The sequence below is a fragment of the Streptomyces sp. Je 1-4 4N24 genome, assembly GCF_026239515.1.
GTDB lineage: Bacteria > Actinomycetota > Actinomycetes > Streptomycetales > Streptomycetaceae > Streptomyces > Streptomyces nigrescens.
Genome location: NZ_CP110836.1, coordinates 3,741,892 through 3,755,319 on the forward strand (window position 1 = coordinate 3,741,892; position 13,428 = coordinate 3,755,319).

General features: G+C 71.7%; 13 protein-coding genes and 1 riboswitch. Of the genes, 6 read left to right on the forward strand and 7 right to left on the reverse strand.

The features are described 5' to 3' along the window. Positions 1 to 14 precede the first annotated feature (14 nt). Positions 15 to 1,298 carry a threonine synthase gene (thrC, locus tag SLV14N_RS15950; protein ID WP_208681518.1) on the reverse strand — a complete coding sequence of 428 codons (1,284 nt, stop codon included), beginning with the start codon at positions 1,296 to 1,298 and terminating at the stop codon, positions 15 to 17. Between the two features lie 17 nt (positions 1,299 to 1,315). Further along, a riboswitch (SAM riboswitch) is annotated at positions 1,316 to 1,476 on the reverse strand. A 172-nt stretch (positions 1,477 to 1,648) separates the two neighbouring features. Between thrC and SLV14N_RS15955 the strand changes: the two genes are divergently transcribed. Then, entirely contained in the window at positions 1,649 to 2,611 is a 963-nt protein-coding gene (locus SLV14N_RS15955; RefSeq protein WP_208681519.1) for a glucosyl-3-phosphoglycerate synthase, read from the forward strand. A gap of 21 nt (positions 2,612 to 2,632) precedes the next feature. On the opposite strand, the gene SLV14N_RS15960 is transcribed toward SLV14N_RS15955, so the two are convergent. Then, on the reverse strand, positions 2,633 to 3,388 hold the full coding sequence (locus tag SLV14N_RS15960) for a GntR family transcriptional regulator (protein WP_263269771.1): 756 nt from the start codon (positions 3,386 to 3,388) through the stop codon (positions 2,633 to 2,635). Between the two features lie 159 nt (positions 3,389 to 3,547). Here SLV14N_RS15960 and SLV14N_RS15965 point away from each other — a divergent pair, with 159 nt between their 5' ends. Both SLV14N_RS15965 and SLV14N_RS15970 read left to right on the forward strand, forming a co-directional pair. Continuing rightward, on the forward strand, positions 3,548 to 3,895 hold the full coding sequence (locus tag SLV14N_RS15965; RefSeq protein WP_263269772.1) for a hypothetical protein: 348 nt from the start codon (positions 3,548 to 3,550) through the stop codon (positions 3,893 to 3,895). A 74-nt stretch (positions 3,896 to 3,969) separates the two neighbouring features. After that, a complete protein-coding gene (locus SLV14N_RS15970) occupies positions 3,970 to 5,502 on the forward strand; it encodes a trehalose-6-phosphate synthase (protein ID WP_263269774.1) in 1,533 nt (510 codons plus the stop codon). Positions 5,503 to 5,579: 77 nt separating this feature from the next. Here the strand turns inward: SLV14N_RS15970 and otsB are convergent, their stop codons facing one another. The 3 genes from otsB to SLV14N_RS15985 form a co-directional block, all read right to left on the reverse strand. Continuing rightward, the gene (gene otsB / locus SLV14N_RS15975) at positions 5,580 to 6,491 is read right to left on the reverse strand and encodes a trehalose-phosphatase (RefSeq protein ID WP_263269776.1); all 912 of its coding nucleotides are present in this window, start codon (positions 6,489 to 6,491) and stop codon (positions 5,580 to 5,582) included. 97 nt (positions 6,492 to 6,588) lie between these two features. After that, positions 6,589 to 6,876: a DUF3263 domain-containing protein gene (locus SLV14N_RS15980; protein WP_208681525.1), complete on the reverse strand. Its 288-nt coding sequence runs from the start codon at positions 6,874 to 6,876 to the stop codon at positions 6,589 to 6,591. A 97-nt stretch (positions 6,877 to 6,973) separates the two neighbouring features. After that, positions 6,974 to 8,194, reverse strand: coding sequence for an ABC transporter substrate-binding protein (locus SLV14N_RS15985; protein WP_263269778.1), 1,221 nt, complete (start codon positions 8,192 to 8,194; stop codon positions 6,974 to 6,976). Positions 8,195 to 8,465: 271 nt separating this feature from the next. Here SLV14N_RS15985 and SLV14N_RS15990 point away from each other — a divergent pair, with 271 nt between their 5' ends. The 3 genes from SLV14N_RS15990 to SLV14N_RS16000 all read left to right on the forward strand — a co-directional run bounded on the left by SLV14N_RS15990 (position 8,466) and on the right by SLV14N_RS16000 (position 11,753). Next, the gene (locus SLV14N_RS15990; RefSeq protein ID WP_208681529.1) at positions 8,466 to 9,422 is read left to right on the forward strand and encodes an ROK family protein; all 957 of its coding nucleotides are present in this window, start codon (positions 8,466 to 8,468) and stop codon (positions 9,420 to 9,422) included. Continuing rightward, the gene (gene nagA / locus SLV14N_RS15995) at positions 9,422 to 10,633 is read left to right on the forward strand and encodes an N-acetylglucosamine-6-phosphate deacetylase (RefSeq protein WP_263269779.1); all 1,212 of its coding nucleotides are present in this window, start codon (positions 9,422 to 9,424) and stop codon (positions 10,631 to 10,633) included. Before SLV14N_RS15990 ends, nagA begins: the two co-directional genes overlap by 1 nt. Before the next feature lie 193 nt (positions 10,634 to 10,826). Continuing rightward, complete coding sequence (locus tag SLV14N_RS16000; RefSeq protein WP_263269780.1) at positions 10,827 to 11,753, forward strand: 1-phosphofructokinase family hexose kinase; 927 nt, start codon at positions 10,827 to 10,829, stop codon at positions 11,751 to 11,753. A gap of 47 nt (positions 11,754 to 11,800) precedes the next feature. Here SLV14N_RS16000 and SLV14N_RS16005 read toward each other — a convergent pair whose 3' ends face one another. Continuing rightward, a complete protein-coding gene (locus SLV14N_RS16005) occupies positions 11,801 to 12,133 on the reverse strand; it encodes a peptidase inhibitor family I36 protein (protein ID WP_263269781.1) in 333 nt (110 codons plus the stop codon). A gap of 127 nt (positions 12,134 to 12,260) precedes the next feature. Next, entirely contained in the window at positions 12,261 to 13,181 is a 921-nt protein-coding gene (locus SLV14N_RS16010; RefSeq protein WP_208681535.1) for a carbohydrate-binding protein, read from the reverse strand. Positions 13,182 to 13,428: the final 247 nt, after the last annotated feature.

Here is a 13,428-nt window from a genome sequence, read left to right on the forward strand (position 1 = left end):
ACGGGCCGTCGGCCTCAGCTGTCCAGGCCGGCCGCGCGGAACGCGTCCAGGTTCGGACGGATCGTGGCCGTGGGCCCGGAGGTCGGGGCGACCGCGTCGAGTGTCTTGAGGCCGTCACCGGTGTTCAGGACGACGGTGGTCAGGGACGGGTCGAGCAGACCGTCCTCGATCAGCTTCTTGGTCACGCCGACGGTCACTCCGCCCGCGGTCTCCGCGAAGATCCCTTCCGTCCTGGCCAGCAGCTTGATCGCGTCGACCACCTGCTCGTCGTTGACATCCTCCACGGCACCGCCCGTACGGCGCGCGATGTCGAGCACATACGGCCCGTCGGCCGGGTTGCCGATCGCCAGCGACTTGGCGATGGTGTTCGGCTTCTGCGGGCGCACGACCTCATGTCCGGCCTTGAAGGCCGTGGACACCGGCGAGCAGCCCTCCGCCTGGGCGCCGAAGATCTTGTACGGCTTGTCCTCGACCAGGCCGAGGGCGATCAGCTCCTTGAGCCCCTTGTCGATCTTCGTGAGCTGGGAGCCGGACGCGATCGGGATGACGATCTGGTCCGGGAGCCGCCAGCCCAGCTGCTCGCAGATCTCGTAGGCGAGCGTCTTGGAACCCTCGCCGTAGTACGGCCGCAGATTGACGTTGACGAAGCCCCAGCCCTCGCCCAGCGGGTCGCCGATGAGCTCCGAGCAGAAGCGGTTGACGTCGTCGTAGTTGCCCTCGATGCCGACCAGGTCACCGCCGTAGACCGCAGCCATGACGACCTTGCCGGCCTCCAGGTCGTGCGGGATGAACACACAGGACTTGAAACCGGCCCGGCTGGCCGCGGCGCCGACCGCACCGGCGAGGTTGCCGGTGGAGGAGCAGGAGAGGGTGGTGAAGCCGAAGGCGCGGGCTGCCTCGACGGCGATCGCCACGACGCGGTCCTTGAAGGAGTGCGTCGGGTTGCCCGAGTCGTCCTTCACGTACAGCCCGCCGGTGACGCCCAGCTCGGCGGCGAGCCGGTCGGCCTGGACGAGCTTGGTGAAGCCGGGGTTCAGGTTGGGCTTGTCGGCCACGTCGGTGGGGACGGGCAGCAGCGGGGCGTAGCGCCAGATGTTGTTCGGACCGGCCTCGATCTGCTTCCGCAGGCTCTCCGGGTCGCCGCTCGGCAGGTCGTACGCGACTTCGAGCGGCCCGAAACATTCCTGGCACGCGAAGATCGGGCCGAGCGCGAAGCGCTGTCCGCACTCGCGGCAGGACAGGGCGGCGGCGGGACCCAGAGCGACGGTGGGGGTGTTTTCGGTGACTTGCACAGCCATGGAGGCGAGGCCCTTTCTCCTCATCTTCCTCGCGACGAATCTCGCCACGAGACGGATTTGGCACCTTCCCTAGCCGGGAGCCTCACGCGCGCTGGACATGAGCGTCCTGGCGGCAAGACCGGCTGGAGGGTTGCCGGGGCTTCAACGGGCCGTATCCCTCTGCCCCTCTGGATGAGCGGTATGGCGCTGGGCCGAAACCCAGGCGTTTGTGGCGCGGCGACCCCGACATGCGACGGTCATCCGCGTTGTTCAAGACTGTAACCGAAGGCACTGACAGTTGAGATAGTCGTCCGAACCGCGAGATGGATCACACAGACCGCCGATCGGGCGGCGACCGAGGAGTCGTAGACGTGCTGGAAGAGGTGGAGGGCTGGCTGAGCAGCCACTCCTGGTCCGCCGCGGACCGCCCGCTGGGGCAGCTGCTGGAGGCTAAGCGCCAGACGGGTCGTACGGTCAGCGTCGTACTGCCCGCGCTCGACGAGGAGGCCACCGTCGGGGCGATCGTGTCAGTGATCCGCGCCGAGCTGATGACCGACACGGTCCCGCTCGTCGATGAGCTGGTGGTGCTGGACTCCGGCTCCACCGACCGCACCGCCGAGGTCGCGGCGGCGGCCGGCGCCCGGGTCGTGTCCCGCGACAGCGTCCTCCCGCGCCTGCCCGCGCTGCCCGGCAAGGGCGAGGTGCTCTGGCGCTCCCTGCTGGCCACCACCGGCGACATCATCTGCTTCATCGACGCCGACCTGCGCGAATTCTCCTCCGCCTTCGTCTCCGGGATCATCGGCCCGCTGCTGACGGATCCGGACATCCAGTTCGTGAAGGCGATGTACGACCGCCCGCTGGAGACCGCCGGCGAAGGCGCCGGGGCCGGACAGGGCGGCCGGGTGACGGAGCTGGTCGCCCGCCCCCTCCTCAATCTCCACTGGCCGCAGCTGGCCGGCTTCGTCCAGCCCCTGGGCGGCGAGTACGCGGCCCGCCGCTCCCTCCTGGAACGCCTGCCGTTCCCGGTCGGCTACGGCGTGGAGCTCGGCCTGCTCGTCGACGCCCTGCACACCGTCGGCCTCGACGCCCTCGCCCAGGTGGACGTCGGCGTACGCAAACACCGCCACCAGGACGGCCAGGCCCTGGGCCGAATGGCCGCCGCCATCTACCGCACCGCACAACTACGCCTGACCCGCGGCCACTTGGTCCGCCCCCGCCTCACCCAGTTCGACCGCGGCGACGAGGGCTTCGTCCCCCGCACAACGGAAGTGGACACCGAGGAACGCCCCCCAATGGCCGAAATCCCGGAGTACGCGGAGCGGCGGGCGGCGTGAGCGCTCTCGCGGCCTGAGCACTCAGGCGTCGAAGTCGTACTCCAGCACGTAGGCGGACGAGTCGAGGATCATCTCGTTGACCTCTACGGTGCGCCCGTCCGCGGTCATGGCCGTGCGGCTGATGAGAATGACGGGCGTGCCCGCCGGAAGGCGCAGCCGGTCGGCCTCCTCCGACGCCGGCATGCGTGAGCGCATCTCTTCCCGGAAACGGGCGGGAGCCGCGCCCAGCTCGGCGAGCCGGGCGTACGTGCCGCCCGCCCCGGCGTCCGGCTGCGTGATCGCCGATCCCGCGACAAGAGCGGCGGGGAGGTAGGAGGTGGACAGCAGCACTGGCTTACCGTCGAGCACGAACCGACGGCGCCGCACGGTGACAGCGTCTCCGGGCGCGATGTCCAACCGCGCCGCGACATCGCCTGATACCTGCTCCTCGTCGACGGTGACTTCGTCCACCACCAGATCACGCTCCGGGACGTCGGCCGCCCAGACCGACTGCCCTTGACCCCACTGCTCCCGGGCCAGCCGCGGAACACCCCGGCGCCGGATCGGCTGGAAGTCCCGCACGAAGACACCGGCGCCCTTACGGGCCTCGGCGAGCCCCTCGGAGGTGAGAACGCCGAGTGCCTGACGCGCCGTCATCCGGGCCACTCCGTGCCGGTCCATCAGGTCGTTCTCTCCGGGCAGCCGGTCACCGGGCCGGAACTCCCCCGCTGTGATCGCCCGCTTCAGCGCGTCGGCGATCCGGCGGTACTTGGGCAACGAGCTCTCCTGTGCGGCCATGGCGACGCATCCCTCCTGGCGATCTCTAGACATCCTAGAGATCTGTTCGAGTGCTACTGCGCCCCCGGCACTCGACTTCTCTAGAGATCCCATTGACGCTACGCGTTCACTTCGCTTCAATGGGTAGCGATCCAACTTCTCTAGAGAGCTGGAGTCGCCATGACGCCTCTTGCGCGTCCCCGCCTGCTTCCCTGGTCAAGCCCGGAGGGGAAGCCGTGCTATCTACTCTCCGAGGGGAACGGCCCCGTCACCCGGCAGGCGGACGCCATTGAACACGCCCAGCTCGCATCCGGCGAGATCCTCCTGAGGCACGCCCGCGCCCTCCTCCACCACACCCCGACCACGGCGCCCGAACTGCGCTTCCTGGCCTGTTGTTTGACGGATGCGCTCGGCGACTCGCTGCGTATCAACCGCAGCCGGGGCGACCGTCTCGGGTGCGGGCACCCGGAACCCGCCGAGGGGGAGCCGTCGTGGCCGGTCGACGCGTTCCCAGCGGGAGACGACTGAGGAGCCCACCCGGCCCCCGTCTCTTGACCGCTTCCGTACGTTTGCGCGGATCTGTGACGGGTTACTTTCGCGACATGGTCTCCGAGCGCAGTGCGGTGCAGGCAGGTGCCGAGGTTCTGGTGGCGTCCAATCGTGGGCCGGTGTCGTACGGCCTGGGGGAGGACGGGGCGCTGACCGCCAAAAGGGGTGGTGGCGGGCTGGTCTCCGGGCTGTCCGCCATCGGGCCCGAGACGGATGCGGTGTGGGTGTGTGCCGCGCTGGGTGACGGGGACCGGGAGGCCGTGCGGCGGACGGGTGGTGTGCTGGACCCGGGTGACACGGGTGGACAGCGGGTCCGGATGCTGGACATTCCGGCCGAGGTGTACGCCGACGCCTACAACGGCGTCGCGAACTCCGTGCTGTGGTTCGTCCACCACATGCTCTACCAGACACCGCTGGAACCGGTCTTCGACGCGGAGTTCCGGGCGCAGTGGGCGTCCTACGAGGCGTACAACACGGCCTTCGCCGATGCGCTGGCCGAGGGTGCGGCGCCCGGCGCGGCCGTCCTCGTGCAGGACTACCACCTGGCGCTGGTGCCCGGCATGCTCCGCGAGCGCCGCCCCGACCTGCGGATCGCCCACTTCTCCCACACCCCGTGGGCCCCCGCCGAGTACTTCGCGATGCTCCCGGACGACATCCAGCGGCAGCTGGCGCTGGGCATTCTCGGTGCCGACCGGGCGAACTTCCTCACCCGCCGGTGGGCCGAGAACTTCATGGCCTGCGCCGCGACCGGGCTCGGCGGGCAGTGCGAGCGCGTCCGGCCGGAGGACGGGGCGCCCGGCATCGTCGCGCTCGTCCCGGAGCGCACGGCGCGCACGACCTGGATCGGCGTGCACGGCCTCGGCGCCGACGCCGGCTTCCTGCGCGAGCGCGCGCACCGCCCCGACGTCGAGGAGCGGATGGCGGCGCTGCGCGCACAGATCGGCGGGCCGGAGCGCAGGACCATCGTGCGCGTGGACCGCACCGAACTCTCGAAGAACATCGTGCGGGGGCTGCTCGCCTACCGGCGGCTGCTCGCCGTCCGCCCCGAGTGGCGCGAGCGGGTCGTCCACGTCGCCTTCGCCTACCCCTCGCGCCAGGACCTGGCCGTCTACCGCGACTACACCGCGGAGGTCGAGCGGGTGGCCGAGGCCATCAACGCCGAGTACGGGACGGCGGGTTGGCAGCCCGTCGTGCTGCATGTCAAGGACGATTTCGCCCGCTCGCTGGCCGCCTACCGGCTGGCGGACGTGGCGCTGGTCAACCCGATCAGGGACGGGATGAACCTGGTCGCCAAGGAGGTCCCGGTGGTGTCGGACGCCGGCTGCGTGCTGGTGCTGTCGCGGGAGGCGGGTGCGCACGAGGAGCTCGGCGAGCATGCCCTCACCGTCAATCCGTACGACGTCGTCGGAACCGCCGAGGCGCTGCACGAGGCGCTGTCGATGGATGACGGCGAGCGCGCGGTGCGCACCGAGCGGCTGGCCACGGCGGCCACCGCGCTGCCGCCCGCCCGGTGGTTCCTGGACCAGCTGCGGGAGCTGCGGGGGGAGTCCGAGGACGCCCAGGAGGTCGCGCCGCCATCCGCGTGAAGCTGTGAACGGGGCACCTGGCGTTGCTCTCCATGGCTTCGTGCCTGCGTCTTGGGTGCCCCGGAAGGCGTCCGCGCCTACGGGGCAGGCGTTCCACTTCCGCCCAGCCGGTCCGCCAGGGCGCCGAGCAGGCCGACGACCCCGGCCGGGCCGTCGACCACCAGGTCCGCGCGTTCGGCGAGTTCGGTGACTTCGTTGCTGCCGCTGCAGACCAGGACGCCGGTGAGGCCGTCGGAGCGGAGCTTTTCGACGGCGGCGAAGGCGGCGAGGTCGCCGAGGTCGTCACCGGCGTAGAGGACGGTGGCGGCGCCGGTCTCGCGGACCCATTCGGCGAGGGCGACGCCCTTGTCCATACCGGGCGGGCGGAGTTCCAGGACGAGGCGGCCCGGTTCGACGATCAGGCCGTGGCGTTCGGCGAGCGCGGTGAGCGGGCCGCGCAGCTGGTCGAAGGCGTCCTGGGGGTCGGTGGCGCGGCGGGTGTGCACGGCGATGGCGTGGCCGCCCTTGCGCTCGATGGCGGTCTCGATCCAGGTGCCGTGCCAGACACCGGAGGCGTCCAGGACGCCGGGGAGTTCGGCCTGTATGGCGGCGACACCGGGGTGCGGGGCGGGTGCGTGGACGGTGCCGGTGGCCGCCTCCCAGCGTTCGGCGCCGTAGTGGCCGAGGACGGTGAGGTGGTCCAGGCCGGGTACGTCCGCGAAGCCGCCGAGGCGGACCGCGACGGTGGCCGGGCGGCCGGTGATCACCGCGGCGGCGTGCAGCCGGGGCACCAGGCGGCCGAGGGCGGCGACGGCGCCGCCATGGGCGCGGGCCTTTTCCGGGTCGGGGACGATCTCGGCGAGGGTGCCGTCGAAGTCGAGGGCGATGACGGCGCGTTCCGGGTGTGCCAGCAGCGCGGCGAGGCCGTCGCGGCCGGCGGGGGTGTGCGGGGTCGGCACGGATCCGGGTGTCGGCTGGGACTGCGGCGCGGCGTTCGGGGGGCTGCCCATGGCGCCGACCCTACCGGCGCGGGGCGGGCGCCGGGGGTAGCTCCGGCGGCAGCCGGGGGTGTACGGGCGCACCGGGGCGGCGGCCGGGGCGCCCGGGTCAGCGGCGGGACCGGCGGGCGTCCCGTATGCGGCGCAGGCGGTTGATGGTGACGGGGTCGTGGGCGAGCGCGCGGGGGTCGTCCAGCAGGGCGTTGAGGAGCTGGTAGTAGCGGGTCGGGGAGATGCCGAGCTGTTCGCGGATGGCGCGCTCCTTGGGGCCGGGGCCGGGCCAGGAGCGGCGCTCGACGGCGAGCACCGCCTCGTCCCGGGCCGAGAGCCCCGGGGCGCGCCCGGCGGCCCCGGGCTCGCCGCCCGGACCGCCCGCACCCGCCGTACCGCCCGTCATCACGCTTCCACGATAAGCGCACGGTCGGACAGGACCCGGCCCGTCGCCCCGGCCGCACCGCGCCGGCCCGCCTGCCCGTCCCCCGGCCCGCACTGTGTCATTCGGCGCTCTGGTCCGTCGCGTCCGCGGTGTTCTGGATGTCGGTGAGCACCCCGGCCGGGTTGCCCCTCGGGCCGACCGCGGCTCCCATCTTCGCCTTGACGGTCTTGGAGATCAGCGGCCAGGAGGTCTTGTTCGCCGGGTAGAACTCGGCGTTGGTGAGCTGCTTGAGGAAGCCGTGGAACTTGGCGTACTTGTCGTCGGCCAGCATCGCCTGGGAGGCGGAGGTGGTGACCGGCAGCAGGCCGTACTCGCCGGAGAACTTCTCGACGTTCTTCTTGCTGTAGACGAAGTCGAGGAACTTGCCGGCCTGGGCGCGGTGGCCGCCCTGCTTGAACGCCATCATCCAGTCGGCGACGCCCATGGTGGCCTTGGCCTTGCCGTGGGAGCCGGGCAGCTCGACGGTGCCGTAGTCGATGCCCTTGGCAGCGGCCTGCTTCATCAGGGTGGGGTGGCCGTTGAGCATGCCGACCTCACCGTCGGCGAAGCGCTCGAAGGCGTCCTCGCGGTTGAGCTTGGCGGGGTCGGTGCCGGTCAGGCCCTTGCCGACGAGGTTCTCCTTCAGCCACTTGAAGGTCTTGACGTTCTCCGGCGAGTCGATCGTGTACTTGCCGATGCTGTCGGTGTAGCCGCCGCCACCGCTGAGCATCCACTGCATCGTCTCGGCCTGGGTCTCCTCCGGGCCGAGCGGCAGCGCGAAGGGCAGCTTGACGCCCTTCGCCTTCAGCAGCCGGGCGTCCTGGGCGATGTCGTTCCAGTTCTCCGGCGGGCTGGTGATACCGGCCTCGGTGAACAGCTTCTTGTTGTAGAAGAGCCGCCGGGTGCTGGCGCCGAACGGCATGCCGTACTGGACCCGCTTGTACTCGCCGGCCTCCGCGAGGGAGGAGGTGAAGTCGGCCTGGGTGGGGATGGAGAGCAGCTGGTCGGCGCTGTAGAGCTGGCCCTTGGCCGCGTAGTCGGCGTAGGCGCCGATCTGGGCGAGGTCCGGGGCGTGGCCGTCCTTGACCAGGTCCTCGACCTTCTTGTCGACATCGGTCCAGCTGTAGACCTCGACGTCGACCTTGATGCCGGGGTTCTTCTTCTCGAAGGCGCGCGCGAGCTCGTCCCAGTAGTGCTGGGAACCGTTGGACCGGCTGTCGCCGTAGTCCGCCGCGATCAGTTTGAGAGTGACGTCGTCGCTACCGGAGCCGCTGCCGCAGCCGGTGAGAGTCAGTGTCATGGTGGTGGCGATTGCCGCCGCCAGGCTCAAGTACCGCCGCTGCACTGCTGTTCCCGCCCTTTGTCCTGAAAATCCGTGCTTGTCGGGTATGAACCCGGCCGTGTCGGGGATCGCCCTCCAACGGCATCAACAGCGAGTCTCCCCTGCGCCCTTCAGAAGGTCTACACCACCCCCCGGTTTACGCCGGTACCGACCATCCGGCCGCCCGTCCGACCCGATCACCCGGTGAGTGGACTAGACCTTTCCGGCCGGATCGCGCAAAACTGTTCCCGTGAGACACGTCATCGCCCTGGATGTGGGCGGCACCGGGATGAAGGCCGCCCTCGTGGGGGTGGACACCGCGTCCTCCGGGGGCACACCTCCTGTGCTGCTGTACGAGGCGCGGCGCCCCACCGGCCGCGAGCGCGGCCCCGACGCCGTGGTCGAGGCCGTCCTCGGCTTCGCCGCCGAGCTCCGTGACCTCGGCACCGCCCGCTACGGCGCCCCCGCGGCGGCGGCCGGCGTCGCGGTCCCCGGCATCGTCGACGAGCGCTCCGGCACCGCCGTCTACGCCGCGAACCTCGGCTGGCGGGACGTCCCGATGCGGGCCCTGCTGTCCGAGCGGCTGGGCGGGGTACCGGTCGCGCTCGGCCATGACGTCCGCACCGGCGGCCTGGCCGAGGGCCGGATCGGCGCGGGCCGGGACGCCGACCGGTTCCTGTTCGTCCCCCTGGGCACCGGGATCGCGGGCGCCATCGGTATCGGCGGCCGGATCGAGGCCGGTGCGCACGGCAGCGCCGGAGAGATCGGCCACATCGTCGTACGGCCCGGCGGGCGCGAGTGCGGCTGCGGGCAGCGCGGCTGCCTGGAGACGCTGGCCTCGGCCGCCGCGGTCGGCCGTGACTGGGCAGCGGCCTGCGGCGATCCGCAGGCCAACGCGTCGGACGCGGCCAAGGCCGTGGCGTCCGGCGACGCGCGGGCGCAGACCGTGTGGCAGCGCGCCGTGGACGCCCTCGCCGACGGTCTGGTCACCGGCCTCACCCTGCTCGATCCGCAGACGCTGATCATCGGCGGCGGGCTCGCCGAGGCGGGCGACACGCTCTTCACACCTCTGCGGGAAGCGGTCCGCCGGCGCGTTACGTTCCAGCGGCTCCCCTCGATCGTTCCGGCGGCCCTCGGGGACGCCGCCGGGTGCCTGGGCGCAGGACTGCTCGCCCGGGATCTTCTCTCCACGGAGGTAACCGCCTGATGGCACAGCAACAGTCCGCGCAGCGGCCCTCGGACACCCCGCGCACCATCCTGGCCGGCGCCCGGATCGCCCGGCCGTCCGGCGTGGTCGAGCGCGGCCGGATCACCGTCGAGGGCGGTCGGATCGGCGATGTCCACAGCCGGGACCTCGATCTGGCCGAGGGGGTGTCCGGCAGTGTCGTGGATCTGACGGGCCACCTCATCGTCCCCGGCTTCGTCGATATGCATGTCCATGGCGGCGGTGGTGGCTCGTTCTCGTCCGCCGACCCCGAGGAGTGCCTGAGGGTCGTCGAGACCCACCGCCGGCACGGCACCACCTCGATGGTCGCCTCCACCGTCACCGGTGAGCTGCCCGACCTCGCCCGGCAGGCCGCGGTGCTCGCCGAACTGGTGCAGCAGGGCGAGCTGACCGGTATCCACTTCGAGGGCCCGTTCATCTCCCCGCACCGCTGCGGCGCCCACCAGCCGGAGCTGCTGCGCGACCCGGACCCGGCCGACGTCCGCAAGCTCCTCGACGCCGCGCGCGGCACCGCGTCGATGATGACCGTCGCCCCCGAACTGCCCGGCGGCCTGGCGTCCGTACGGCTGCTCGCCGACGCGGGGGTGATCGCCGCCGTCGGCCACACCGACTCCTCCTACGACGCCACCCGCGAGGCCATCGACGCGGGCGCCACCGTCGCCACCCACCTCTTCAACGCGATGCCCGCACTGGGCCACCGCGCGCCCGGCCCGATCGCCGCGCTCCTGGAGGACGAGCGGGTCACCGTCGAGCTCATCAACGACGGCACCCACCTGCACCCCGCGGTCCTGCAACTGGCGGTCCGTGAGGCGGGCGCCGAGCGGGTCGCGTTCATCACCGACGCGATGGGCGCGGCCGGTATGAACGACGGGATGTATCCGCTCGGCCCGATGCAGGTCGAGGTCAGGTACGGCGTCGCGCGCATCAGCGAAGGCCCCACGGCCGGTTCGATCGCCGGCTCCACCCTCACCCTGGACCGCGCCTTCAAACGCGCCGTCACCCTCGACGGCCTGACGGTCGACCAGGCCGTACAGGCACTTTCGGCCAACCCTGCCCGCCTTTTGGGCATCGCGGACCGGGCCGGTTCCCTGCAGACCGGCAAGGACGCCGACCTGGTGGTGCTGGACGCGTCATACGACGTCGTGGGCGTCATGCGCCGGGGCGAGTGGCTGGTGCGCCCGAAGGGCGCCTGAGGCTCCGCCCGCGCACCGGGACCGTGGACGGCCGCCCCTCCTACAGGCCGTGGGCCCCCAGGGCGGCGGAACCGGGTCTGGGCCAACCACCACCGACGATGGCATGATCGCTCGCGCACTTGTCCGCATGCCACCGCCGATCGCGGTTGCCCGACGCCCGGCCGCCCGGCCATGACTGCCCGGAGGGGCGACCATGATCCTTACGGTCACGCTGAACGCCGCCCTGGACATCACCTACCGCGTGCCCCGGCTCCACCCGCACACCACGAACCGGATCACGGAAGTGTCCGAACGCCCCGGCGGCAAGGGCCTGAACGTCGCCCGGGTGCTGGCCGCGCTCGGCCACCGTACGGTCGCCACCGGCTTCGCGGGCGGTGGCACCGGCGCGGCGCTGCGCGCACTGCTCGCGGAGACCGAGGTCGCCGACGCGCTGGTCCCGGTCGGCGGCGCCACCCGCCGCACGGTCGCCGTCGCCGACGCGGCCACCGGAGACACCACCCAGCTCAACGAACCGGGCCCGGTCGTCTCGCCCGCCGAGTGGGACACCTTCCTCGGCACCTACCGCGAACTGCTCGCCGAGGCACGGGCGGTGGCGCTCTGCGGCAGCCTCCCGCCGGGCGTCCCGGTCGACGTCTACGCCCGCCTCACCCGCGCCGCGCGCAGCGCCGGCGTCCCGGTCCTCCTCGACACCAGCGGCGAACCGCTGCGCCGCGGGCTGGCCGCCCGCCCCGATCTCGCCAAGCCCAACGCCGATGAACTCGCCGCGCTCACCGGCAGCACCGAACCGCTGCGCGCCGCCCGCGACGCCCGCCGCCGCGGCGCCCATGCGGTGGCCGCCTCACTGGGCCCGGACGGCATGCTCGCGGTGACCGCCGACGGCGCCTGGCAGGCCGCCCCACCGCGGCGGATCGCCGGCAACCCGACCGGCGCCGGCGATTCGGCCGTGGCCGGCCTGCTGTCGGGCCTGGTCGAGGAGTTGCCCTGGCCGGACCGCCTGACCCGCGCGGTGGCCCTGTCCGCGGCGACCGTACGGGCACCGGCAGCGGGCGAGTTCGACGCGGCTACCTATGAGGAGCTGCTGTCACGCGTGGTGGTGACGGATCATCCGGCGGTGGCCTGAGGGGGCGGCCGGGCCACTTTCGTGCGGATGCTCCAGCCGCCACGCCATCATCCCCAGACGGCGATGCTCTTGACCGGCCACGGGGTCTTGGCCGAGTAGTGGCCCTTGGTCAGGTCGAAGTGCTTGCCGTAGCACCCGCTGTCGCTGTAGAAGGTCACCCGGTGCCTGTTCTGGTTGGACACAGACCGCACATCGCCGTCGAATCCGTTGCACCCTGTCGGGGGGCTGATGATGGAGTACGCATGGCCCCCAAAGTTCGGCTTCGCCCAACCGCAGATGTTGCCCTTCGGGCACTTGGCAGCGGCGTCGGCTGTTCCCGCAGTGAGCGGCAGCGCGGCCAGCAATGCGGCACCGGTCAGCGCCATAGCGCGCATCTTCATATGTGATCTCCTCAGATCAGGTGGCTGTTACCACCCCATCCGAACTTGATCTTGTGGCCGGGGCAACCGATATCTCGGCCACGATCCCGGGAAATGATCGCTTTCGGACAACGCCGCCGGCCGCGTCCTACTTCTTGGCGCCCCGCTGCAGCCAGAGCTGGTCGAGGTTGGCATTGCACTGATTGCCCTGCGCGCACGAGAGCTCGATGACGTTGGTCCCCTTGTTCAGGGTGACCGGGGCCCACGTCGTCTGCCAGCCCTTCTCCCAGTCCCCCTTCGGGGAGTGGATGAAGTTCTTCATGCCGAGGGGCTGGCCGTTCGGCTTGCTGTTGACCGTAAGGGTCGCGTTGGCGTCTTCACCGGGGATGCCGTAGCGCACGTACAGCCGGTAGTCGCCCTCTTGCGGGGCCTCCAGGGTCCACTGCACCTTCGCGCCCACCTGGTTGAACCCGGCGACATACACGCCACTCGCCGAGCGGGCACCCTCGATTTCCTTGGCGGTCGTCGGGCCCCCCTCCAGGCGCAGGCTGCCCGCCTCCCCCTTCGGGAGTTCACCGGCCGACGGCTTGCTGGTCGGCGCATCGCTGGGCTTGACCGTGTCCCCGGCCGTCGGTCCCGGCTTGCCCGCGTTGTCGTCCTTGGAGCCCATTCCGTTGGTGAACATCGCGACGCCGATGCCTATGCAGACCACCGCGACCACGGCGACGGCGCCGATCAGCAGGCCGTTGCGGCCGCGGCGCGGCTCCTGGCCGCCGTTGCCCGGGGCCGGGGCGGAGCGCGTGCGGTCGCCGCCGGGCAGAGTTTCCGGCGCGGCGTAGTGGGCGTTCTGCTGCCCGTACGTCACCTGCTGCGGAGCCTGCTGGCCGTACTGGCGCTGGCCGACCGCGCGCACCTGGTTGTAGGACGTACGCGGGACCCCCGGCTGCCGCGGCGCCGCACCGTCGCCCGCCGAGCCCTGAGCGCCGCCCTCGCCGCCTTCCGCGCGGTAGAGGTAGGCGAACGGGTCGTCGTTCTCCGGCGTGTCCGCGCCGTTGTTGCCGGCCGTCATTCCGTGTCACTCCCAAGCGATCTGTGCGCGTCTGTACGCGTCTCTACGCGTCCGCAGGCTTCATTGCGCGAACTGTCTTTCGGGCCCCCGGCGGCGCCGCGCCGCATCGGCGCAGCCTACCCCGTCGCGGCCTGCGCACACCGTGCCCGGAGGGCCACAAGATCGCTACGGATCGGTGAACTGCTGGTGCGGGGCCCGGAGCGCGCCCGGTGTGAGATACGCGGCATCGCGCCCGCCCGGCCGTCGC

What these genes read in the sequence shown, in the direction of transcription:
- SLV14N_RS16000 (WP_263269780.1), top strand. Translation starts at nt 10,827, where the DNA reads ATGATCCTTACGGTCACGCTGAACGCCGCCCTGGACATCACCTACCGC.
- SLV14N_RS15965 (WP_263269772.1), top strand. Translation starts at nt 3,548, where the DNA reads ATGACGCCTCTTGCGCGTCCCCGCCTGCTTCCCTGGTCAAGCCCGGAG.
- thrC (WP_208681518.1), bottom strand. Translation starts at nt 1,298, where the DNA reads ATGGCTGTGCAAGTCACCGAAAACACCCCCACCGTCGCTCTGGGTCCC.
- SLV14N_RS16010 (WP_208681535.1), bottom strand. Translation starts at nt 13,181, where the DNA reads ATGACGGCCGGCAACAACGGCGCGGACACGCCGGAGAACGACGACCCG.
- SLV14N_RS15980 (WP_208681525.1), bottom strand. Translation starts at nt 6,876, where the DNA reads ATGACGGGCGGTACGGCGGGTGCGGGCGGTCCGGGCGGCGAGCCCGGG.
- nagA (WP_263269779.1), top strand. Translation starts at nt 9,422, where the DNA reads ATGGCACAGCAACAGTCCGCGCAGCGGCCCTCGGACACCCCGCGCACC.
- SLV14N_RS15960 (WP_263269771.1), bottom strand. Translation starts at nt 3,388, where the DNA reads ATGGCCGCACAGGAGAGCTCGTTGCCCAAGTACCGCCGGATCGCCGAC.
- SLV14N_RS15985 (WP_263269778.1), bottom strand. Translation starts at nt 8,194, where the DNA reads ATGACACTGACTCTCACCGGCTGCGGCAGCGGCTCCGGTAGCGACGAC.
- SLV14N_RS15970 (WP_263269774.1), top strand. Translation starts at nt 3,970, where the DNA reads ATGGTCTCCGAGCGCAGTGCGGTGCAGGCAGGTGCCGAGGTTCTGGTG.
- otsB (WP_263269776.1), bottom strand. Translation starts at nt 6,491, where the DNA reads ATGGGCAGCCCCCCGAACGCCGCGCCGCAGTCCCAGCCGACACCCGGA.
- SLV14N_RS16005 (WP_263269781.1), bottom strand. Translation starts at nt 12,133, where the DNA reads ATGAAGATGCGCGCTATGGCGCTGACCGGTGCCGCATTGCTGGCCGCG.